General features: G+C 70.6%; 17 protein-coding genes and 2 pseudogenes. 11 read left to right on the top strand and 8 right to left on the bottom strand.

The window, feature by feature from the left end; translation table 11 throughout:
- Nucleotides 1-90: 90 nt before the first annotated feature.
- Together ACWD4O_RS47565 and ACWD4O_RS47560 are read right to left on the bottom strand one after the other, a co-directional pair.
- Nucleotides 91-1494 (bottom strand): SMI1/KNR4 family protein, encoded by a 1404-nt coding sequence (locus ACWD4O_RS47565; protein ID WP_451289366.1) that lies wholly within the window; start codon nt 1492-1494, stop codon nt 91-93.
- Between the two features lie 76 nt (nt 1495-1570).
- Nucleotides 1571-2437 (bottom strand): NmrA/HSCARG family protein, encoded by an 867-nt coding sequence (locus tag ACWD4O_RS47560; RefSeq protein ID WP_451289364.1) that lies wholly within the window; start codon nt 2435-2437, stop codon nt 1571-1573.
- A gap of 299 nt (nt 2438-2736) precedes the next feature.
- Between ACWD4O_RS47560 and ACWD4O_RS47555 the strand changes: the two genes are divergently transcribed.
- From ACWD4O_RS47555 to ACWD4O_RS47545, 3 genes are read left to right on the top strand one after another with little or no spacing between them, the layout of a single operon-like run.
- Nucleotides 2737-3306 (top strand): hypothetical protein, encoded by a 570-nt coding sequence (locus ACWD4O_RS47555; RefSeq protein WP_451289363.1) that lies wholly within the window; start codon nt 2737-2739, stop codon nt 3304-3306.
- Nucleotides 3303-4676 carry a carotenoid oxygenase family protein gene (locus tag ACWD4O_RS47550; RefSeq protein WP_451289362.1) on the top strand — a complete coding sequence of 458 codons (1374 nt, stop codon included), beginning with the start codon at nt 3303-3305 and terminating at the stop codon, nt 4674-4676. The genes ACWD4O_RS47555 and ACWD4O_RS47550 overlap by 4 nt, the downstream gene beginning before the upstream one ends.
- Before the next feature lie 3 nt (nt 4677-4679).
- Nucleotides 4680-5618, top strand: coding sequence for an RNA polymerase sigma factor (locus ACWD4O_RS47545; protein WP_451289361.1), 939 nt, complete (start codon nt 4680-4682; stop codon nt 5616-5618).
- Nucleotides 5619-5798: 180 nt separating this feature from the next.
- On the opposite strand, the pseudogene ACWD4O_RS47540 reads toward ACWD4O_RS47545, so the two are convergent.
- A pseudogene (locus ACWD4O_RS47540) lies at nt 5799-6074 on the bottom strand (YybH family protein); the annotation flags it as partial.
- Between ACWD4O_RS47540 and ACWD4O_RS47535 the strand changes: the two are divergent.
- The 5 genes and pseudogenes from ACWD4O_RS47535 (at nt 6073) to ACWD4O_RS47515 (ending at nt 10491) form a co-directional block, all read left to right on the top strand.
- Complete coding sequence (locus ACWD4O_RS47535) at nt 6073-6981, top strand: LysR family transcriptional regulator (RefSeq protein WP_451289359.1); 909 nt, start codon at nt 6073-6075, stop codon at nt 6979-6981. The pseudogene ACWD4O_RS47540 and the gene ACWD4O_RS47535 sit on opposite strands and share 2 nt — an antisense overlap.
- 150 nt (nt 6982-7131) lie before the next feature.
- Entirely contained in the window at nt 7132-8097 is a 966-nt protein-coding gene (locus tag ACWD4O_RS47530) for a hypothetical protein (RefSeq protein WP_451289358.1), read from the top strand.
- A gap of 79 nt (nt 8098-8176) precedes the next feature.
- Nucleotides 8177-9158 (top strand): annotated as a pseudogene (locus tag ACWD4O_RS47525) (threonine ammonia-lyase).
- Nucleotides 9159-9301: 143 nt separating this feature from the next.
- A complete protein-coding gene (locus ACWD4O_RS47520) occupies nt 9302-9760 on the top strand; it encodes a hypothetical protein (RefSeq protein ID WP_451289357.1) in 459 nt (152 codons plus the stop codon).
- Complete coding sequence (locus ACWD4O_RS47515; protein WP_451289356.1) at nt 9757-10491, top strand: RICIN domain-containing protein; 735 nt, start codon at nt 9757-9759, stop codon at nt 10489-10491. The genes ACWD4O_RS47520 and ACWD4O_RS47515 overlap by 4 nt, the downstream gene beginning before the upstream one ends.
- Before the next feature lie 265 nt (nt 10492-10756).
- Here the strand turns inward: ACWD4O_RS47515 and ACWD4O_RS47510 are convergent, their stop codons facing one another.
- The 4 genes from ACWD4O_RS47510 to ACWD4O_RS47495 all read right to left on the bottom strand — a co-directional run bounded on the left by ACWD4O_RS47510 (nt 10757) and on the right by ACWD4O_RS47495 (nt 14997).
- Nucleotides 10757-11608, bottom strand: a complete 852-nt coding sequence (locus ACWD4O_RS47510; protein ID WP_451289355.1) for a phosphotransferase enzyme family protein — start codon at nt 11606-11608, stop codon at nt 10757-10759.
- Between the two features lie 113 nt (nt 11609-11721).
- Complete coding sequence (locus tag ACWD4O_RS47505; protein WP_451289354.1) at nt 11722-12690, bottom strand: HpcH/HpaI aldolase/citrate lyase family protein; 969 nt, start codon at nt 12688-12690, stop codon at nt 11722-11724.
- Nucleotides 12680-13897 (bottom strand): CaiB/BaiF CoA transferase family protein, encoded by a 1218-nt coding sequence (locus tag ACWD4O_RS47500; RefSeq protein WP_451289353.1) that lies wholly within the window; start codon nt 13895-13897, stop codon nt 12680-12682. The genes ACWD4O_RS47505 and ACWD4O_RS47500 overlap by 11 nt, the downstream gene beginning before the upstream one ends.
- A gap of 176 nt (nt 13898-14073) precedes the next feature.
- The gene (locus tag ACWD4O_RS47495) at nt 14074-14997 is read right to left on the bottom strand and encodes a LysR family transcriptional regulator (protein ID WP_451289352.1); all 924 of its coding nucleotides are present in this window, start codon (nt 14995-14997) and stop codon (nt 14074-14076) included.
- A gap of 182 nt (nt 14998-15179) precedes the next feature.
- Between ACWD4O_RS47495 and ACWD4O_RS47490 the strand changes: the two genes are divergently transcribed.
- The 3 genes from ACWD4O_RS47490 to ACWD4O_RS47480 all read left to right on the top strand — a co-directional run bounded on the left by ACWD4O_RS47490 (nt 15180) and on the right by ACWD4O_RS47480 (nt 19560).
- Nucleotides 15180-16667 (top strand): CitMHS family transporter, encoded by a 1488-nt coding sequence (locus ACWD4O_RS47490; RefSeq protein WP_451289351.1) that lies wholly within the window; start codon nt 15180-15182, stop codon nt 16665-16667.
- 75 nt (nt 16668-16742) lie between these two features.
- Nucleotides 16743-18137 carry a prolyl oligopeptidase family serine peptidase gene (locus ACWD4O_RS47485; RefSeq protein ID WP_451289350.1) on the top strand — a complete coding sequence of 465 codons (1395 nt, stop codon included), beginning with the start codon at nt 16743-16745 and terminating at the stop codon, nt 18135-18137.
- A gap of 151 nt (nt 18138-18288) precedes the next feature.
- A complete protein-coding gene (locus ACWD4O_RS47480; RefSeq protein WP_451289349.1) occupies nt 18289-19560 on the top strand; it encodes a poly(ethylene terephthalate) hydrolase family protein in 1272 nt (423 codons plus the stop codon).
- Nucleotides 19561-19646: 86 nt separating this feature from the next.
- Here the strand turns inward: ACWD4O_RS47480 and ACWD4O_RS47475 are convergent, their stop codons facing one another.
- Nucleotides 19647-21161, bottom strand: a complete 1515-nt coding sequence (locus ACWD4O_RS47475; RefSeq protein ID WP_451289348.1) for a glycoside hydrolase family 43 protein — start codon at nt 21159-21161, stop codon at nt 19647-19649.
- Nucleotides 21162-21400 lie beyond the last annotated feature (239 nt).

The raw sequence follows: 21400 nt of genomic DNA, 5'->3' as shown, positions 1-21400 counted from the left end.
CGCTACGAGAAACGGGCCTACACCTATCTCGGCACCGTCACCCTCGCAGCACTCATCATCTGGCTCCGCACATGATCCGAGAAACAGCGCCTAGGCGACGGGGGTGAGGTCTCCTTCGAGGACGGTCTGGATGATCTGGGGCCGGTGCCAGAGGGCCAGGACCTCGTTCGCGATGTCCACGATGGGCAGGGGGTCCTGGACGCCGTGCACCACGATCGCGGCTGCCGAGAGACTGCGTGGGACGGCTCCGGCATCGAGGAGGACGCGCCACTCCTGCGGGCCGAGCTCCAGGAACTCCAGCCCGGTGAGCTCGGCGATCTCCAGGGGGTCAGCCAGCGTACCGGGGTAGGCGACGAGGGTGCGCAGACGGGGCAGCCCGGTGACGGGGGCGAGACTGAACGGCGCGCCGTCCCACGCGCCGATCGCCAGGACTTCCAGGTCGGGGTGCACGGCGGCCCGGATGCTCTTCAGGCTTGCGACGTTGACCCGGGCCACGGCCGGCGGCTGTCGCCCGTGCGGAGTGCCGGGTGCTGCGCCGGGCCGGCCCAGCACGAGGTCGGTGAGGGAGTCGGCGACGAGCTCGGCGCCGGTGTTCTCCTCGTGGGAGAGCATGATGACCTGTCCCAGGTGTCCGCGGGGGCCGGGCGTCAGATCGACCGCGAGCCGGTCTCCGCCGCCGTTGTCGCCGAAGGCGATCCAGCCGGGGGAGCCGACGACGCCCTGCACCATGGCGTCGGGCGGGGTGACGACCGCTTCCATGGCCGCGAACTCCCAACGACAGTGGCGCGACGCCGCGTCGGCGACGTACAGGCCGTCGAGGTCGAACAGCTCGCAGCCGACCGCTGCGCCTTGCCGTTGTGCCGCCTCGTAGTCGTCAGCCATGTCCTCCCATCGCGCCCGGGTCACCTGGTAGAGCGCCTTGAGCTCGTCGGGCAGGGTGACGCCGAGGCGCGCTTCGGCGGCGGCGATCTCCTCCTGCGTCGCGCCGACGGCGTGCGGCAACCGCTCGCGCAACGTCCGCTGAAGCAGCTCCAGGTCCGCCGAAGGGGCCGGAACCGCCCCGGACACCGGATCGGGCAGCCGGCGCCAGGGCTCTGGAAGGGAGCCGTCGACCAGGATGAGCGCCCCCGGGTGGGGGGTGCCGATACCTGGTTCCACGGCCGGGCTGGGCCCCAGCAGGCGGAGCACGGTCTGCCCGCCCGGCCGGATCTCCGCCGTGAACGAGAGGTCGACGACTCCGGCGTCCGCGAGCGCGCTCTGCACCCGCTGCACCGCGTCGTACTCCTCCTGCATGTCCTCCACCTGGGCGGCCCGGCCCGGCGCGGGCGGCCGTCGTTTGAGGGCCAGGCTCCAGCCGTGCCGCCCGATACGCCCCGCCACCCGGACAGAGGTGGCGGCGTGTCCGTGCGGGTGGTCGGCCAGCAGGAGCTGCAGCACGGGCTCCCAGGTCGCGAAGTCGCGTATCGATGCCACGGAGGGCCTTTGATCAGCCATGTGCAGACCGTATGCGGAACCACTGACAATCGCAGTCGACGGCCTCTTGCTTGTCAGGGACCGACAACGCCGCTCATCAGGGGGACAGGAGCGTGGGCCAGTCCTGGGCGGCTGCCCAGTCGGCGAAGCTGTGCCAGCCGACTTCGGGGTAGTCGCGTCGCAGCCCGGCGACGTCGATGTCGAGCCCGACGGTGGTGAAGTACTCGAACATGGCCGCCAGATCGGCGGATCGGGTCCGGACATGGGCCAGCGGGATCTCTTGGTGGGTGATCGGCCGGTCGGCGGCCGCCGCGAGGATCTCGGCGATCTGGCCGGGGGTGCGCTCGTCGGAGGCGATGTCGATGCGGCGGCCGGCGAACTCGTCGCGGCGCTGGAGCGCCAGCGCCGCGAACGCGCCGATGTCGACGGCGGGGATGAGCGTGAGCGGCCGGTCGGCGGGCATGGGCCAGGCGAACGTGTCGTCGCGCAGTCCGTCGAGGGTCCAGCCGCCGGCGTAGTTGTCCATGAAGGCCGCAGGGGCGATCACGGTCCAGGGCACGCCGGCTGCGCGAAGGTGCTGTTCGACCAGGTGCTTGCTCTCGTAGTGCGGGACTTCGGTGCCGCGGTCCGCGTGGGCGACGGAGGTGAGCACGATATGCCCGAGGCGGGCGGCTGCCGCGGCGTCGACGAGGGCCTTGCCCTGCCGCGTTTCGGTGGCCGTGTCGGCGCCGAAGGGGGTGGTGACCGCGAAGAGTGAGTCCGTCCCGGCGAGGGCGGCGTCGAGGGAGGCGCGGTCGTCGAAGTCGGCGTGGCGCACGTCGGCTCCCAGACGGCGCAGGGCGTCGGCGGCGGGCGAGTCGAGACGGCGGGTGAGTGCGCGCACGCGATGGCCTGCGGTCAGCAGGGCGCGGGCGGTGGCTCCGCCCTGGGCGCCGGTGGCTCCGGTGACGGCGACGGTGAGCATGGATTCTCCAGGGTGGTGATGGCGCTGTCGTTTACTGCGTTGCACATTAACTGCGTCACGCAGTTAAGCGCTACGAGATATTGCTGCGCTGCGCTGCGCTGCGCTGCGCCGCGCTGCGCCGCGCTGCGCCGCGCTGCGCCGCGCCGCGCCGCGCTGCGCCGCGCTGCGCAGTGATGGGCGTGCTCGCCCCGTAGCTCGGTGGCTCCTGTGACGAGCGTCACCATCGAAGGTTCGAACTTCGGCATGCGCCGCGCATCTAGTCCGCGTCTGACATCTGGCCCTTCAGCAAGGAACGAACAATGGGTTATCTGCGCGGCTTCATCCCCTGGATCGTCTCGGGCGTCGTCTCGTCCTTCGACTGGCGCTGGGGTGCGATCGGAGGCCTCGTCTCAGGCCTGCTGCTTCTGTTGCAGGACCGCAGGCGAGGAGTGGCCCTCGACGCTCTGGTCCTGGACATGGCCACCATCGCCTACTTCGTCGTGGTCGGCGCGGTGGCCGTCGGCAGTCCGAACTCGGCCCTGGCAGACCACACCGACGTCGTCTCCTTCGCCTGGCTGGCCGCCACCGCCTGGGGGAGTTTGGCGATGCGCCGCGCCTTCACGCTGGGCATCGCCAAGCGGCAGACACCGCGCGAGTACTGGGACATGCCGGAGTTCGTCCAGATCAACAACCACATCACCAGTGCGTGGGGAGTCGGCTTCAGCTTCATCGGCGTCAGCCTGCTCATCTGCGGCGCGGTGGAGGCCCCGGCCTGGGTGGGCATCACCGCCCATGTGCTCGGACTCGTCGGCCCCGCCGTCTTCACGAAGGTCTACCCCGCCCGGGTCCAGGCCCGAATGGAGGCCCAGGCGGCGGTGGCAGCCGGATGACCGACGAGACGACCCTTCCCCTGTATCTGCGGGGCCGCTTCGCCCCGGTCCCCGAGGAGCACAGCGCGGCCGGTCTCACCGTGCGGGGCTCGCTGCCCCCCGAGTTGGACGGCCGCTATCTGCGCAACGGCCCCAATCCCCTGCCCGGCGAGGAGAAGGGGCACTGGTTCACCGGCCCCGGCATGCTCCACGGCATCCGACTGCGAGACGGACGCGCCGAGTGGTACCGCAACCGGTGGGTGCGCACCCGGGAGTTGGAGGGACATCCCTTCGTCCGCGAGGACTTCACCGTCGACCTGGCCGCGACGCCCGCAAACACCCATGTCATCCGGCACGCCGGCACCGTGTTGGCGCTGTGCGAGGTCGGTCTTCCGTACTGGGTCACTCCGGAGCTGGAGACCGTCGGGCCGTACGACTTCGGCGGCCGGCTGCGCACCGCGATGACCGCCCACCCCAAGGAGGACCCGGCCACCGGCGAACTCCACCTGTTCGGGACCGGGTTCGCCCCGCCCTACCTCACCTATCACCGGGTCACGGCGGAAGGCGTCCTGTTCGACAGCCGGCCGATCGACGTGCCGGGCCCGACGATGATGCACGACTTCGCCATCACCGAGCGCCACATCGTCTGGATGGACCTGCCGGTCGTCTTCGACCCCGATCTGGCCGGGCGCGGCGGTATGCCCTACCGGTGGGACGAGGCGTACGGCGCACGGCTCGGGGTCATGTCCCGCACACCCGGCAGCACCGAGGTGCGGTGGTACGAGATCGATCCCTGCTACGTCTTCCATGTGGGCAACGCCTACGAGGACGCGCAGGGGCGCATCGTGCTGGACGCGGTGCGCTACGACCACGCCGGATTCCAGCGGAGCTGGTCGGACATCGGCGGTCCCACCGGGCCGAGCGGTCCGGCGCCGGGCCACTCGCCGACCCCGGCCGTTCTGCACCGCTGGCTGCTGGACCCGGCCACGGGCCGCGTCACCGAATCCCGACTGGACGACCGGGCGGCCGAGTTCCCCACGTACAACGAGACCCGCACCGGGCGTCCGCACCGCTACCTGTACACCGTCTCCGGTGACGGCATCGCGAAGCACGACCTCGTCCACGGCACCAGGAGCGTCCATGAGACGCCGGACAGCCGTCATGCCGGGGAGGCGGTCTTCGTACCGGCGGCGGACGGCGCCGGCGAGGACGACGGCTGGCTCCTGACGCTCGTCTCGGACGACAACGGCGAGGCGGGGGAGCTCCTCGTGCTGGACGCCGCGGAACTCTCCGTCCAGGCCGTGGTGGAATTGCCTCACCCCGTACCGGCCGGGTTCCACGGAAGCTGGCTGCCGGAGTCTCACCGTGACACATCGCCACGGAGGCGCTGACCTATGGCACCCCTCGATCCGCCCACCGACGAGGAACTCACCCGCCGGGCGCAAGCCGGAGAGCCCGGATCCCTCGGGCTGCTGCTGGCCCGGCATCAGGCGCCGATGCGCGCGGTGGCGCTGAGCCTGCTCGGCTACGGCCCCGACGCGGAGGACGCGATGCAGGATGCGGCGCTGACCGCGCTGCGACGGATCGGCGACGTACGGGATCCCGCGGCCGTGGGGGCGTGGCTGCGGGCGATCGTGCGCAACAGCGCCCGGATGCGGCTGCGCGCCACACGGGAGACGCCCGGGCTGGACGGCCTCGACCACCTGTACCCGTGTGATCACGAGCCGTCGCACCCCGAGCGCGTCGTCGAGCGGCACGCGATGCGGGACTGGATCTGGGACGCGGTGGAGGAACTGCCCGAGCAGCAGCGGCTGGTGCTGATGCTGCGGCATTTCAGCGGTATCACCTCGTACCAGGAGATCGCCGCCACATGCGAGATACCGGTCGGCACGGTGCGCAGCCGGCTCAACCAGGCCCGGGCGAAGCTGTCCCAGGTACTGCTGTCGACCGCGGCGCGGGCGCACGACGACGCTTCCGCCCTCACCGAGGACAGCAGGCAGGAGGCCCTGGCGACCTTGGAGGGCGCTGCGCGCGGCAGCCTGACCCGGGAGATTGCCGAGCTGTGGCCCGCGGAGACCGAACTGGTCGGCGTGCTCAGCCGACCGGGAGAACGCACCCATCCCGTCCCGGCCATGCGACAGAACCGGGAGGCCGGGGTGCGCCAGCACCTGCGCCATGTCGTGGCCAGCCGGGACATCACTATCTGGGAGATGGACGTCACCAACCCCGCAGGCGCAGTCAAACCCTGCCCGCCGACCCTCGCCTGGCTCATGATCCGCAGCGACAGAAGGGTTCGCACCCTCCGGGTGGTCTTCCCCGAGCCGACGCGGTGAGCATGGCAACACCCCAGCCGATGAACTCGACGACACCGTCGAGGAGCAAGTGAGGTGTCATCGATGGATTCGGATGATCTCCTCGGATTACGCCGGCGACCCGCCTGGAGGAGAATGCGCGATGGCTGATGGGCCGGGCAGCGGCAAGACCTCTCTGCTGCGGGAGCCTGGACGTGAGCCTCAGCGGGTCGGCGGGACGAACTCGGGCTGGTCGAGTACACGCAGCCAGCTTCCGTCAGGCTGGCGCCGGGCGACCTGCGCTCGGGCGCCCGCCCCGTCCTTCGGCGGGGTCGAAGTGAGGGCGATGCCGCCGCTGATCAGCGTCGGCAGCGGCTGTTCCGGTTCGAAACGAGGACGGCTGGTCAGCACTTTCTCCCACAGCGCACGGATCGCCGCCCGCCCCACCGTCAGCTCACCGGGCGGGTAGGCCATCACCGCGTCCTCTTCGTAGAGCGTGGAGTACTTCGTCGCAGTCGCCGAAGAACGGAACTTCACCCGGGCAGCCGAGCGAGTGCACATCAGCCAGTCCGGCGTCAGCGCCCAGATCCGGCAGCTGGAACGCGAACTCGGTGCCGAGCTGTTCGACCGGTCGGCGCGCACCGCCACCCTCACGGTCGCCGGAAAGGCCGCGCTCGAACACGCCCGCGCCGCACTTGCCGCAGCGGAAGCGGTCGGCCAGGCGGTGGGGCAGGTGACCGATCTGATCCGGGGTCGGCTCATGGTCGGGATGGTCATGGGCTGCACCCTGACCCCGCTGTTCGACGCCCTGGCCGCGTTTCACCGGGCGCATCCCGGCGTCGAGATCTCCCTGCTGGAGGACAACTCCGACCGGCTCGTCGAGGAGGTGCGCGCCGGTGCCATCGACCTGGCTCTCATCGGCACCGCGACCGCCACCCCCGACGGGCTGGACGCGCTGACCATCGTCAGTGAGCGGCTTGTCGCAGCGGTTCCGGCCGAGCACCCCTTGGCGAAACGACGGCGGGTCACGCTGCGCGACCTGACCGCCCACCCAATCGTGTGCATGCCACCCGGCACCGGCCTGCGCACGGTGTTCGACCGGGCCTGCGCTGCACAGAGCCTCCAACCCACGATCGCCTTGCAGGCCAGCGCCGCGGACGCCATCGCCGACCTCGCGACCCGCGGACTCGGCGTCGCCATCCTCAGCAGTTCGATGGCCGGCAGCTACCGTGACCGGCTCACCGCCCGCATCATCGACGACGTCGAAGCGCCGGCGCTGCTGGCCCTGATCTGGAAAAGCGCGCAGAGTGCGCCAGGCACGTACAACCCGGCGGTGCGCGAGTTGCTCAAGCACAGTCGGGATGCGTTCGCCGCGTTCGCCCAACCCGACCCCACTGAGCAGTAGCGCGGGGAGTCGTCAGCCGGGCCTGGACCCCGCGTGCCCCACTGACTGCCCTTGCGGCCCTCGCAGGGGCCGCGCCGAGGCTCTAGTGTCAAATCTATGGCCGAAGGAAAGCCGAAGGAAACCTGAAGGAAACCTGGAGGACCGCGGAGCGTGCGAAAGACAGTGACACCCTCGGTGCTGCCCACCCCTACGGCGGGACCGAGGAAGCGGGCAGGGGGCACGGCCCCGGAGCGAGCCGCTGGGCAGGCACCGCACCCTGCCGGGCTCGCCGTCCTCCAGCGGACGGCAGGCAACGCGGCTGTGGCGCGCTGGCTGCAGCGCCAGGAAAACCCCGAGGCCAGACAGGACGCGCAGCGGCACGCCGCTGACCCCACCGTGCACGGGGAGTGGGCCACCTTCCGCGCCATGATGGCCCAGGCCGGCTTCCCGGACGACGTCACGGACATCGCCTGGCAGCTCATCCTCGGCGGCATCGCCGAACAGGGACAGCTCAACGACGACGCCATGGCGAAGTTCAGCGAACGCCAGAAGCAACGCGACCACCGCGCGTCGAACAGCTGGTACCAGGAGCTGGTGAAGCTCGTCGGCGACTATCTGGCGATCGACACGCCGACGCTGGCACTCTGGTCGGGCGGCAGGGCGGTCAGCGACTACGCCCGGGCCAAGGGCCACACCCCTCTGGAGGCCACCCCCTTCGGCGGCGTGGTCGACAGACTCACCCTGACCTCGGACTGGATGCTCAAGACGCCCATGTGGAACGTCCTGTCCAAGGCGTTCGTGAGCCGCGCCCGCGGACCCGTCCACATCTTTCTGCGGGCCTACAACCCCGACAGCGTCCTCATCGCGCAGGAAGTCCCGCAGCTCCGCGTGGTCATGGCGCTCAACCCGGCGGTGCAGCTCATCTGGCACCCGGTGTACGCCGCTGCCGACGGCAGGCTGATGGAGGTCACCAAGAACCTCGAGCTGGCCTCCGACGCGGCCTACCCCAGCCGGGACAAGTGCGTGCAGGTCCTCTACGACTACCTCCGGCTCATCCACGACCCGACCAACGCCCACTCCCGACTCGCCTACGAGGGGATGAGCGCCCGTCTCGCCGCCAACGGAATCCCGCAGTAGCGCCGGCCGCACCCACGCGACGAAGGAGGCCGCGGCCTGCTCCCACATCGGGTGCACCGCATCACCAAGCTGCTGCTTCGTGCAGGAGACGCGTCTCGACACTGCTCGGATCCGGGCGGCTCGCCGGGTGATCGACCCGGTCTTTCTCGACACCCCGCTGTACCGCTGCGAGGCGCTGGAGCCCGAGCTCGGGTGTGCGGTGAGCATCAAGCTCGAAACGGCGAACCCGGTGCGCAGCTTCAAGGGCCGCGGCACCGAGGTGATCGCGGACCTGCTGGCCGGCAACGGCTCGCGAGCCGCGGTCTGCGCCAGCGCGGGCAATCTCGGCCAAGCCCTCGCCTGGTCCGGTCGCGGCCGGGGGATCGAGGTGAGCGTCGTGGCGTCCCGCTTCGCGACCGTGGCCAAGCTCGACCGCATCCGCGCGTTGGGCGCCCGGTTGGAGCTGGTGGACGGCGACCACGAGCTGGCTCGCGAGCGCGCGGCGGCCATCGCGCGGTACGAAGGCATCCGGCTGGTCGAAGACAGTTCGGACATCGAGACCTGTGAGGGCGCGGCGACCATCGGCCTGGAACTGGCGGACGCCGCACAGTCGTTCGACACCGTCCTGATCGCTCTCGGCGGCGGGGCGCTGGCCACCGGCGTGGGTCATGCGCTGAAGGCGCTGGCACCCGAGGTCGAGGTGATCTGCGTCCAGCCGCTGGGCGCACCGGCGTTGACACCTCTCGTGGCGCGAACGACGTGTCGTCACCACCGACTCGACCGACACCATCGCCGACGGCGTCGCCGGCCGACGTCCCATCCCGGCCGTCCTGGACGACCTCCTCCTCGTCGCCGACGACGCCGTCCTGGTGCAGGAGGCGTCGATCATCGCCGGTATGCGGATGCTTTTCGACCATGCCGGCCTCGTGGCCGAACCGTCGGCCGCGCTCGGCATCGCTGCGATCCTCGAAGACCGCGACCGCTTCGCCGACCGACACGTGGTCACCATCGTGTGCGGCAGCAACGTCGACGTGGACGCCTATCACCGCTGGATCGGTGCGGGTCCCGTCCACCGGTCCTGACAAGTCGGGTTCGTCGTTCGCGCCCTGAGCGAGGAGGCGCACGAGGCAGCCGCTCTCGCCCGCGGGGCTCGATGCGTTGTCCTCTGCCGAGGACGTCCCATACCGTTGTGTCACATGTGGGGGACGGCGGACGGGGGAACGTCATGCTGGACGAGGCATCGGTCGCGTTGGCGACATCGGTGGGTTCGGCGGTCGCACAGGCCGCCGGGACGGACGCCTGGCTGGCGTTCCGGAACCGGCTGGCCCGGCTGCTCGGCCGCGGAGACCGACAGCAGGAGACCGCCCAGCGGGCACGTCTGGACCGGACCGCCGACGACCTCGCGGAGGCCGGGCCGGGCGGCGACGGGCCGGAGGGCGCTGGGGACGAGGAGCGGAACAGATGCGGTACGGCCTGGCGGACCCGTACCGAGGACCTGCTGGAGGAGTTGGCACCGGATGAGCGGGCCGCGGTGACGGCGGAGCTCCGGGCGCTGCTCGACGAGGTCGCGGAGGGGGCGCCCGCAGCCGCTGGGGGCGTCACGGGGAACCTGTTCCTCGGCGCGACGGCGGTCCAGCACGGCAACGGCAACGTTCAGGTGAACCGGTTCGACTCCCGCCCGTGACCGGAACCGGGCCCGACGAGGGCGGAGGTCGGCGCGATGACGGCCGCCGCGAGGACACCTTCCACGGCCCGGCCGGCGTGCAACGCGGCAGCGGCAACCTCCAGGTCAACTACCACGAGCACCGCACGGGCATCCTCTCCGCCTGCGCGATCGCCCTGGCGTGTCTGGCCACCGTGATCGCCGTCTGGGCAGGCGGCGACCCGACCACCGGAACCCCGGCCAGGGATACGGAGACGGGTACCGAGACGCGTGCCGACACAGCCCTGGCACCGGGCACAGCTCAGTCCGGCACGGCGGGGGCGGATCCGTCGGTGCTCACCGGGCGGCTGGTCAACGACAGCAGCGGGCTCTGCCTGCGGTCGCCCGGCACCGGGGACGGGCTCGTGCCGGTGCAGGACACCTGCACCGGCGCTGCCGACCGTTCCTGGACGCTGGCCGCCTCGACCGGCGGCGCCACCCGCACGCTGCGCAACGCGCACAGCGGCCGATGCCTGGCCGTGACAGGCGCGGAGAACTTCTCCCCGGCCCGCCAGCTCACCTGCACCGCCCGGCCCGACGGGCAGCGCTGGGAGCAGCTGTGGGGGACCGGTGACCGGGCCGGGCACTTCATGCTGCGCAGCGTCGGCAACGCCAAGTGCCTCGTGGTCCAGGGCCGCGAGGCGGCCCGGCCTGCCGCGCAGACGTCCTGCGGCGAGGAGTACGACGACCAGTGGTGGCACTTGGCCCCCTAGGACCTGTCCGGCCGATCATGCCGCAGACGCGGGGTGTGGCACGCCCTCCCCCAGAGGGGGGACCCCCAGCCGCGTTGTCGTCGGTTGCCGACGCTCCGCGTCGACGCCTTCCTCCGCCTTGCAGCTGCACGCACCACACCCCGCTCACCAGCGTTGATAAGTGCCGTTGCTTTCCTGCGACTTGATCGGCCGGACAGGTCCTAGTCGCACGTTTCCGCCGAGCCGTCGACATCGTGCGACCGGCCAGGACCTCGAAGGTCCGCGATCAACCTTGGACGTCCAGGCCGTCGGGACCGAAAGCTGCTCGGATCCGGCTGAGCCACTCTGCGCCCAGCCGACGTCCGTTCGGGAGTTGGTCGTCTCGATCCCAGCGCCAGGCCGTGATGATCGCCAGCACCAGGATCCGGCACTCGCGCAGCAAGTCTTGATCGACACCGGGACAGTGTGCGCTGACTTCTTCCGGCGCATGGGCGAGGTCGAATTCGACCGGCCCACGGCAACACGTCTCGAGGTCGATGAACAGCAGCCCGTTCTCCGTGGTGAGCAGGTTGCCCGGGTGCGGCTCGCCGTGCAGCAGCTGCTCGACGCTGCCGCGCTCGCCGATCGCTCGTCTCAGGCTTCGTAGCGTGCCGCCGAGGAGCTCCCGGTCCGCGTCGGCGAGTGCCGGAGTGCGGTCGCGGTTCGCCACGAGCTGTTGTGCCTGCTCGACTCGATCCGTGAAATGCGGGGTCGGGACGTCGAGCTTGCGCATGCCCGCGTGCAGCCGCTCCAGCGCATGGGCGTAGTCGGCTGGTGAGACCTCGTGAGGTGTCACGGGTTCGTAGTACGTCCAGAGCGTGACCACGAAGCCATCACGCTCATGGACGCGTGGCTCCACTCGAGGCTCCAGAGCAGCCACGGGGCACCCGGATTCGGCGAGCCGCTGAGCAAGCTCGACTTCGAACTGCGCGACCTGCTGCGCCACCGGTGCCACCCGGGCCAGGACGTCACAAGGCAGCAGACGCAGAGTGAGCTTGTTCGAGTCATGGAGAACGATCGCGTCGTCGACCGTCAGGCCGAGTGAGGAGGCGATCGACATGGCCGCGGCAACCGCACGCGGAAACTCCGACGCCCGCATCGTCGCCCGGCCCCTTTCCCTTGAGCGCTGCCACAACGCTCCAAGCGGTGAACCTGCGCACCGTACCAAGTCAGTTGTCGAGAATCTTGGCGAGGAGAGCGGTGTCCCCCCACTCAAGGGGAACGGAAAGCGCGAGTGCGCTTGGGCCGGTGTCGTTCGAGGGCCAGGCGTGCTGTGGCGGCCATGGCCTCGTCGACCATCTCGCCCTCGAACGCCACTGCGCCCGTCCCACTCTGCTGCGCCGCCTCGACCGCCTCGATCAGCCGTGCGTAGCGGGCGAGTTCATCGGGGCCGGGGGAGAACACCTCGTTGATCACGGAGACATGCGAGGGATGGATTGCCATCATCCCCTCGTAGCCGAGGGAGCGGTTCTGTTCGGCGAAGGCGCGCAGCCCCGAGAGGTCGGCGATGCGTGTCCACAGTCCGCTGACCGGGTGCGGCACTCCGGCCGCCCTGGCGTCCAGCAGGACTCGGGAGCGCAGTGCCACGGTTTCCGTTCCTTCGGCACTCCAGCGGTAGCCGAGGGCGCGTTCCACGTCCCCGCCGGAGGGGGTGAGTGCGCCCAAGTAGGCGATGCGCGGGGCGGCTTGGGCGATGTCATAGGCCTCGCGCAGGCCACGGGCCGTCTCCAGCAGCGGTACGAGGGTGATGTGCCCCGGAGGCAGGTCCTGCTCCTCTTCGCACCAGCCGAGCAGCCGGTCGGCGAGCCGCACGTCCTGGGCGCAGCGAACCTTGGGGAGCACGATGCCGGCGAGCCCGGGCCGTACGACCGCGCGCAGTTCCTCGGCGCCCGCCCAACCGTCCAGCGGGTTGACGCGGACGAACAGCGCCATCCGCCCAGCTGAACTGGCGGCGGCCTGCGCGATGGCTTCGGCCACCTGTGCGCGGGCGGCGAGCTTGTCCGCGGCGGGGACCGCGTCCTCCAGGTCGAGGACGGCCGCGTCGGCGCCCGCCGCACGGGCCTTCGACAGCCAGCCGGTTCGGGTGCCGGGAACGAAGAGCAGGGAGCGCAGCGGAGGCCGGCCGACGGCCTCCGCGCCCACCTCGGCGAGCAGCCTCCCCGAAGACGCCTCAGATGACATGGTTCTTCTCCAGATCCGTCAGCTCCTCCTCGCCGAGTCCGAGCCACTGCCCGTAGACGAGACGGTTGTCCTGTCCGAGGGCGGGTCCGGTCCGCCAGACCCGGCCGGGCTTCCGGCGGAAGTGCGGGATGACCGCCTGCATGCGCACCGGACCGAGGTCCGGGTCGTCGACGGTGATGATGTCCTCGCGTTCGGCGTACACGGGGTCGGCCGCGATGTCCGCGGCGTCGAACACCCGGGAGGCCACGACCTCGGCGCGGGCGAACTCCTCCAGGCACTCGCCGGTGCTGCGCTCTGCCACCCAGTTCCGCAGGCCCTCGTCCAGCCGCCCGCGCCCGTCGTGCTGTTGCTGTGCCGTGGCGAATTCCTTCTCGGGGAGCCCGAGCAGGCAGGCGATGTTGCGGACCGAACGCAGCGTCGCGGAGGTCACCGTGAGCCACTCGCCGTCGCGGGAGCGGTAGGTGTTGATCACGGCCGCGGGGGCGACGGCCAGTTGGTTGCCGGCGCGTTCGGGCACTCGTCCCAACTGGTCGTGGACGATGACCTGCCACTCGACGAGCCGGAACAGGGGCTCGAAGAGAGCGAGGTCGATCCACTCGCCGTCGAAACCCGCGTCGTGGTCACGGCGGTGGAGGGCGGCGAGGACGGCGTAGGCGCCCATCAGGCCGGTCACGGCGTCGCCGTGCGAGAAACCGGTGTGGACGGGAGGGCCGTCGGGGAAACCGGTCAGATGGACGACTCCGCTGCGCGCCTCGCCCATCTTGCCGAAGCCGGGAGCGTCCGCCTGCGACGAGGTCGCCCCGAAGCCGGAGATCTGCAGCAGTACGGCGCGGGGGTTGATCCGGTGCACGGAGTCCCAGTCGAGCCCCCAACTGCGCAGGCGTCCGGCCCGCAGGGTGACGATGACGACGTCCGCCCAGGCGACGAGCCGGTGGGCGACGGCCCGGCCCGCCTCGCGGTGCAGGTCGAGGGTGACCGAACGCTTGTTGCGGCCGGCGACCTTGAACCACAGAGGGACGCCGTCGCGTCGAGGCCCCATCGCGCGGGCCGCGTCTCCGGTGCCGGGGGGTTCCACGTGTACGACGTCGGCCCCTTGGTCCGCGAGCAGCGAGCCCGCCAGCGGCCCGGCCACCACATGGGCGAACTCGACCACTTTCAGCCCGCACAGCTGCCCGTGTCCGGTGGTGTTGCGCTGCTCGTCCGACACCGATGCGCTCCCTCGCCACTGCTGTTGGTGCGGCAGGTTCGTTGCCGTCGGGATCTTCAGACTGCAGGAGTCGAGAAATCCCTGTCCAGCATTAGAAGGCCATCAATCAATGCGAAGAATGCATGAATGGAGACCATGAATGGAGAGCGTGAACCGGGTGGCTGTACCGCGGAGCCTCAGGCCCACGAGACCCCGGGCGGAAGAGCCCGCCCCTGGGCGCGGGACTCCTCGAGCGTCTGAAGGAACCGTTCCGTCACGGTCGGCAGTGTCCGTCGTGCACGCAGCGCGATGTCCAGACGCCGGTCCACCACGGGGTCGACCAGCGGCCGGGAGACGACGGGCCCGGTGCCCATGAGCGGGAGCACGAGGGCGGGCATCGCCGACACCCCGAGGCCGGCGGCCACGAGTCCGCCCACCGTCGCGATACTGCCCGCCTCGGCCGCCGGCGCCGCGCGGGCGTCGATCTGGGCGAACGCCGCATCGGTGAGCCGACGCACGCTCGAGTCGCGCCCGACGGCGAGGAACGGCTGACGGGCCAGGTCGTCCCAGGCGATCTCGCAGCGCTCGGCGAGCGGATGGCCCTGCGGCAGGATCGCGACGAAGCGGTCCCTGACCAGGGGGCGGTGCTCCAACTGCTCGGGCGGGTCCCCGACCGTGGTGATCGCGAAGTCGGCGTCGCCGGACAGGACCCGGTCCAGCACCAGCCGCTCCAGGCCGTCGAGGATGCGTATCGCCACCTGCGGGCGCTGCGCGCGGAAGTCGGAGATCACCTGCGGCAGGAGGACCGCGGCGACCGAGGGAAGGGTGGCCACGGTCACGGTTCCCGACTCGCCGAGCAGAAACCGCCTGAGCTCCTTCATGCCCGCCCGGTGGGCGGTGACGATCTGCTCGGCGATACGCAGGGCCTCGACGCCCGCCGCGGTCAACTGCACGTTCCGGGTGTCCCGTTCGAGGAGCTGCACGCCGAGCAGTCGCTCCAGATCCGCGACCGCGCGGCTGAGCGAGGACTGCGACACGTGCATCTCCGCGGCGGCCGCGGTGAAGCTCGCGGCCCGGGCGACAGCCGTGTACGCCGCCAGTTGACGCAGGGTGGCATCCATGGCGGACGAGCATAGGACGTCCCCGCTCGATTTGATGCGCTTATCGCATGGATAGATCTCGGTTTGATGCTGGACAGCGATCCGTCGCTGCTTCGAAACTCTCGCGTAACACCTCAGCCGTTCCCGCCCCAAGGCCCCGCTCACCGCCGCCGAGAGCCGTCCTCGAGAAAGCGAGCGCCGCAATGCTGGCAGCCCTGGGTTTCACCACGATCGCCGTCTTCCTGCTGCTCACCATGACCAAACGCGCCTCGGTGCTGGTCGCCTTGATCCTGCTCCCGGTACTGGCGGCGCTCGTCGGCGGCTTCGCAAGCGATCTGGGCGATCTGATTCTCGGTGGGCTCTCCAAGGTGGCCCCCACCGGCATCATGATCGTCTTTGCGGTGCTGTACTTCAGCCTGATGGTGGACGCCGGGCTCTTCGACCCGCTGATCCGCGGCCTGTTGCGGCTGGCGCAGGGCGACCCGTTGCGGATCACCGTCGCCACGGCCGTCCTCACGCTGTGCGTGGCGCTGGACGGCGATGGGGCCTCCACCTTCCTCATCACCGTCTCCGCGCTGCTGCCGGTCTACAAGCGGCTCGGCATGAACCCCCTGGTGCTGTCCGGGGTCGTCTGCCTGGGTGCGGGCGTGATGAACATGATCCCCTGGGGCGGCCCGACGGTACGCGCCATGGCCGCGCTGAAGCTGGACAGTTCCGAGGTCTTCACTCCCGTACTGCCCGCGATGGGCTTCGGCGTCGTCTGGGTGCTGGTGGCCTCCTACCTCCTCGGCCGCCGGGAGCGGAACCGTCTCGGCGCGCTGTCCCGGCAGGCGCCGGCCGCGGGCGGGGCCAAGGACGGGGCCAAGGGCGAGGGCGAGAACGAGCCGGACGACCGTGGACCCGCCACGCCCATGACCACGCCCATGACCACGGCCACCATCACGCCCACGATCACGCCCACGGACGAGTCGTTGCGGCGGCCCGCTTCCGCGACCGACGATCAGCCGGCGCGGCAGGCCGTCCGCGCGCCCGGGGACGGGCCCGGCGCCGTCCGGGTCCCGCCGCTGCCGCGGACCTGGCTGAACGTCTTCAACCTGCTGCTCACCCTCACCCTCGTGGTCTGCCTGATTCAGGAAGTGCTGCCGCTCCCCGTGCTGTTCGTCCTCGGGTTCGCGATCGCGGTGCTGGTCAACCACCCCACCTGGGAACAGCAACAGGCGCTGCTCGACAGACATGCCAGGAGCGTGGTCCTCGTCACCACGATGATCTTCGCGGCCGGTGTCCTCACCGGCATTCTCACCGGCACCAAGATGATCGACGAGATGGCCGAGGCGCTCGTCTCCGTCGTTCCCGACTCCTTCGGGTCGCACCTGCCCGTCGCGGTGGCCGTCACCGCCATGCCGCTGAGCCTGGTCTTCACCCCGGACGCCTACTACTTCGGCGTGCTGCCCGTACTCGCCGAGACGGCGAACGGGTTCGGCACGGATCCGGCCGAGGTCGCCCGGGCCGCCATCCTCGGTCAGATGACCACGGGGTTCCCGCTCAGCCCGCTCACCGCGTCCACCTTCATCCTGGTCGGCATGAGCGGTGTGTCGCTCGGCGAGCACCAGCGCTTCATCTTCCGCTGGGCATTCGCCACCACCCTCGTCATGACGGTCGGCGCGCTGCTGACCGGCGCCTTCTCCCTGTGACATCAGCTCGCCGCATCCCTCGCACGCTGCGGACCCGGCAACCTCCGGCCAAGTCGTCGACCGAGACGAGGACCCATGACAAGGATCACCAGGCGTACGGCGCTCACCCTCACCGCAGGCGCGGTCACGGCGTCGGCCGTCGGCACGGCAACCGCAACGGCGGCCGACGCCACGACCACTGCTTCTTCGGGACGACAAGCGTCCTCCGACGTCAATCCGGTCCTGCGGACCGACCTCGTCACACGGGTGACGCCGAGGAACAACTGGCTGGTGACAGCCGTCGCCGTCCAGTACGCGCAGCGCATCGACGTACGCGGCGGAGTGATCCCGCCCTCCGCCTTCCAGGTGAACGCCACCGTGGGCGGCCAGACGGCGGCTCGCACGGTGACCCGGGTCTACTCCAACACCAGCGCGGCCGTGGACGACCGGTCCCGCCCCGGACGTCCGGGGGACCACCTGATCGTCGAACTCGACCCGGACGACCCGAACGCGCGGGCAGCCGGCGTCGATCCGCTTCCGCTCGAACGCGCCTACGCCGTCAGGCAGTCGGCCGACATACGGACCCCCGGAGGTGAACTGGTGCTCAGAGCAGGCCCGTTCGCCTGTCGGAACGACGGCATCGTCACTCCCGTCGTCGACGACTTCACCGCCGGTTCCTTCACCCACTCCGCAGGCTTCGAACTGGACTTCCGGCTGTACCAGCCGGAGCCGTTCGTACGGAGCCCTCGGACGCGCACCCGGTACCCGCTCGTCGTCACCCTGCACGGCGGTGGCGAAGTCGCCGACAACAACATGACCCAGCTCACCGCCAACCGGATCGCGGTGACGTTCGCAGAACCGGAACGCCGGCGCCGCAACCCGGCGTTCGTCCTCTCCCCGCAGATACCCCTGCCCCGGCCCATGGACGGGCCCGACGGCACAGACTGGACCGACGCCAAGGTCCAGGCCGCGCTGATCGAACTCATCGACGCCTTCGTGAGCGAGCGGCCCCGAAACGTCGACCCGGACCGGCTCTATCTCGTCGGCCTGTCGTCAGGTGCGCGCGGAATCTACAGCCTGCTGTCGAAGCGACCCGACATGTTCGCCGCAGCCCTGCCCACGGCCGGCTGGGGTGACGTGACCACCATGGACCGGATCGCGCACATTCCCATCTGGGCCGACCACTCCATCGACGATCCGATCGTCCCCTATCGGGAGGGCCGGTTCGGCAAACCCGGCACCTGGGCACTGATGAACGCGCTGGAGACCGCCGGCACCCGGGTCACCCGTGGCGAGTGGGCCAACGACCTGCCGAAGGAACAGTTCGAGGCGAGGTCCCGTGCGCTCCTGCGGCAGGCCCGGAACACGCGCAGCCACACACTCTTCACGAGCTACCCGCCCGGAACGACACCGGTGAACCCACACCTCGCCTGGGCCCAGACGTACGAGAACGACGTGGTCGTCGACTGGCTCTTCGAACAGTCCCGGTAGCGGCGCTCGGAGGAGTCTCGACAACCCGTACCGCGTACTGCAACCCGTACCGCGTACTGCGCTCTCACCGAATCCCGGAGGTAAATCGATGCAACCGACCCGTCGTCCGACCAACGCCACCGTGCCGTTATCACCGACCCGGTCCCGTGCGGTGACGGCACTGATCGCACTGGCGACCACCGTCACCCTGGCGCTGACCCTGCTGACCGCCACCGCCACACCGGCGGCCGCCGCCGACCTGCTGTCGCAGGGCAAGCCGGCGACCGCCTCCTCCACCGAGAACGCCGCCACGCCCGCGTCCGCGGCGGTGGACGGCAACACCGGGACGCGCTGGTCGAGCGCGTTCAGCGATCCGCAGTGGCTGAGCGTCGATCTGGGCGCCACCGCCTTCATCAGCCAGGTCGTCCTGCGCTGGGAGGCCGGGTACGGCCGCGCGTTCCAGATCCAGACATCGGCCGACGGCGCCAACTGGACTGCCGTCTCCTCGACCACCGCCGGCACCGGCGGCGTGCAGACCCTCGACGTGAACGGCAACGGCCGGTACGTCCGCGTCTACGGCACCCAACGCGGCACCGTCTACGGCTACTCGCTGTGGGAGTTCCAGGTCTACGGCTCCGGCGGCGGCACGTCTCCCGGGAACGGGATCCCGGACCCGACGACCGCTTCCCTCGAGGCGACGAACGGGCCGCTGTCCACCGCGAACTACACCGTTCCTACCCCGAGCGGCTACGGCTCCGGCACCGTCACCTACCCGACGGCCGGCGGCTCGTACCCGGGGATCGTCCTGATGCCGGGCTACCAGGGCACCCAGCAGAACCTGCAGTGGCTCGCGCCCCGCCTCGCTTCCTGGGGCTTCGTCGTCATCAACGTCGGCACCACCACACTCACCGACGATCCCGAATCGCGTGGACGGCAGATCAGCGCCGCCGGCACCCAACTGCTCGCGCTCGGAAACGCCACCGGCAACCCGCTCTCGGGCAAGCTCAACGGCACACTCGGCGCGGCCGGCCACTCGATGGGCGGCGGTGGCGTCATGGCGGCCCTCCGGGACGACCCCCGCTTCCGGGCCGGAGTGCCCACGGCCCCCTACCACCCGAACGGGAACTTCTCGGGAGTCACCGAGCCCACCTTCTTCATGACCTGCCAGAGCGACCCGGTCGCCCACGGCAACACGTATGCGGTGCCCTGGTACAACTCCATGACCCAGGCCGAGAAGCTCTACATCGAGGTCCCCGGCGACCATCTCTGCCCGATGACCGGATACGGCAACAAGGCCAAGCAGGGCAAGTGGGTCGTGTCCTTCTTCAGCCACTGGCTGCGCGCCGACACCCGCTTCAGCCCGTTCCTGTGCGGCGCCGTGCGTGACGCCGACAAGAACAACACCTCCCTGGTCACACGCTGGATGGACACCTGCCAGTTCTGACCGGCCCGCCCGGAGCGCTGCGCCGCCCGCCGACGCAGCGCGCAGGGCTGCGGATCGCGGTCCGTGACGATCGCGTACAGCCCGGCTCAGGGGGTCTGCGGCTCGTACTCGAACCAGTCGAAGTGGAGCGTGCCTTCGGCGGCGTACATGCCGATGACGCGACCGGTGAAGCCGCCGGCCACCTCGGTCGACAGATAGCGGCCGTCGAGTGTCGCGAGCACGGTGAACGTGCCGTCGGGCTCCTCGACGCCGAAGGAGACGACATCGGGTCCGGTGCGGGCGTCGTGCGGAGTGGGCGGGGCGCCGACCGTGATGCCGAGGACCAGCGGCAGGGCGGGCACGGGCCGCTCGGCCAGGAGGGTGCGCAGCGGGCCGACGCGCGCGAGCACTCGCACCTCCGTGGCGGACGCCTCGATCTCGTAGTGGTGCTGCTCGTCGAGGCGGACGGCGAGACCGCCGCGTCCCTCCGCCGGGTCGACGAGAGCACGCGCCCGGCACGCCAGGTGCTGCTGGCGCCGGCCGACGAAGACGACGTCGGGCTCGTCCAGGGAGCCGCCCCGCGCGTGGAGGGTCAGCCATCCGGAGCGCTCCTCAGTGGTGCAGTGCTCGGCGGGTCGGTCACGCAGGGAGATCCAGGACGGCCGTAGTTCGCCGAGGTCGAAGTCGTCCCGGGGCGTCTCACCGCGGTGGGGCGCGAGCGGCCATGGGGGAGTGGGCAGGTTCAGTTCCACCTCGCCGACGACCGGCCAGCCGTCCACCCAGGTCACGGGCGCCAGGAACGTCTCACGGCCGAGCACGTGCCAGCCCGGAGTGCCGCCGCCCGGCCGTACACCGAGCAGCAGCATCCACCAGGAACCGTCGGGGGCCTGCACCAGATCCGCGTGGCCGGTGTTCTGGACGGGGTGATCGGTGCCGCGGTGGGTGAGGATCGGGTTGGCCGGGCACGGCTCGAACGGGCCGGTGGGTGCGCTGCCGCGGGCGATGGAGACGCCGTGGCCGCGCTCGGTGCCGCCCTCGGCGATGAGCAGATACCAGTGGTCGCCGATCCGGTACAGATGCGGCGCCTCCGGAGCCTTGGCGCCGGGGCCGCCCGACCAGAGTCGCCTCGGTGGGCCGTAGGTCTCGCCGGTGTACGGATCGATGCGGATCTGTCCGACCCCCGCGAACGTGCACCAGCAGGCGCCGTCCTCGTCCCAGGCGAGGTCCGGGTCGATGCCGGGGACGTCGGGCAGCGGGAGGGGATCCGACCAGGGGCCGGCGGGGTCGGTGGCGGTGACGAGCAGGTTGCCGCCGCCTTCGCTCACTTGGGTGACGATCAGCCAGAAGCGGCCGTCGTGGTGGCGCAGGGTGGGGGCGTAGATCCCGCCGGAGGACGGCACGCCGACGGGCAGGCGCAGTTGGCCCGGCCGGTCCAGGACGTTGCCGATCTGCGTCCAGTGCACCAGGTCGCGGCTGTGGAAGAGGGGGACGCCGGGGAAGTACTCGAAGCTGGAGCACGCGAGGTAGTAGTCGTCGCCGACGCGGCAGATGCTGGGGTCGGGGTGGAAACCGGGGATCACGGGGTTGGCGAGGGCGTCGTCCGCCCGGTGCTGGTGGGGCATCCCCTGCGTCCTTTCGTCGTCGAAGCGCTTCACCTGACAGCGAAGCTAGCGACATGATTCCGACGAAACAATAGGATGAATCAAGGGAATGGCTCTTTATTTTGCTGTATTGACGGTCCAGCGGGGCGGCGCTCGGTGTCGATGCGCTTCGACGAATGCCAGGAAGCCGTCTCCCGGGACGGCGCAGACGTGGGTCCTCCGTGAGCCCGTACCGAGCGGAGAGTGAGCTCCGCTCGGTA

Source organism: Streptomyces sp. NPDC002623 (genome assembly GCF_053592635.1).
The sequence above is the reverse complement of the archived record's forward strand: the minus strand, read 5'-3'. Positions and strand labels throughout refer to the sequence as shown.

Excerpts from the sequence above, each read along its gene's own strand:
- ACWD4O_RS47545 (WP_451289361.1), top strand. The coding sequence starts at position 4,680 with ATGGCACCCCTCGATCCGCCCACCGACGAGGAACTCACCCGCCGGGCG.
- ACWD4O_RS47485 (WP_451289350.1), top strand. The coding sequence starts at position 16,743 with ATGACAAGGATCACCAGGCGTACGGCGCTCACCCTCACCGCAGGCGCG.
- ACWD4O_RS47475 (WP_451289348.1), bottom strand. The coding sequence starts at position 21,161 with ATGCCCCACCAGCACCGGGCGGACGACGCCCTCGCCAACCCCGTGATC.
- ACWD4O_RS47555 (WP_451289363.1), top strand. The coding sequence starts at position 2,737 with ATGGGTTATCTGCGCGGCTTCATCCCCTGGATCGTCTCGGGCGTCGTC.
- ACWD4O_RS47550 (WP_451289362.1), top strand. The coding sequence starts at position 3,303 with ATGACCGACGAGACGACCCTTCCCCTGTATCTGCGGGGCCGCTTCGCC.
- ACWD4O_RS47495 (WP_451289352.1), bottom strand. The coding sequence starts at position 14,997 with ATGGATGCCACCCTGCGTCAACTGGCGGCGTACACGGCTGTCGCCCGG.
- ACWD4O_RS47510 (WP_451289355.1), bottom strand. The coding sequence starts at position 11,608 with ATGCGGGCGTCGGAGTTTCCGCGTGCGGTTGCCGCGGCCATGTCGATC.
- ACWD4O_RS47560 (WP_451289364.1), bottom strand. The coding sequence starts at position 2,437 with ATGCTCACCGTCGCCGTCACCGGAGCCACCGGCGCCCAGGGCGGAGCC.
- ACWD4O_RS47505 (WP_451289354.1), bottom strand. The coding sequence starts at position 12,690 with ATGTCATCTGAGGCGTCTTCGGGGAGGCTGCTCGCCGAGGTGGGCGCG.
- ACWD4O_RS47490 (WP_451289351.1), top strand. The coding sequence starts at position 15,180 with ATGCTGGCAGCCCTGGGTTTCACCACGATCGCCGTCTTCCTGCTGCTC.
- ACWD4O_RS47565 (WP_451289366.1), bottom strand. The coding sequence starts at position 1,494 with ATGGCTGATCAAAGGCCCTCCGTGGCATCGATACGCGACTTCGCGACC.
- ACWD4O_RS47520 (WP_451289357.1), top strand. The coding sequence starts at position 9,302 with ATGCTGGACGAGGCATCGGTCGCGTTGGCGACATCGGTGGGTTCGGCG.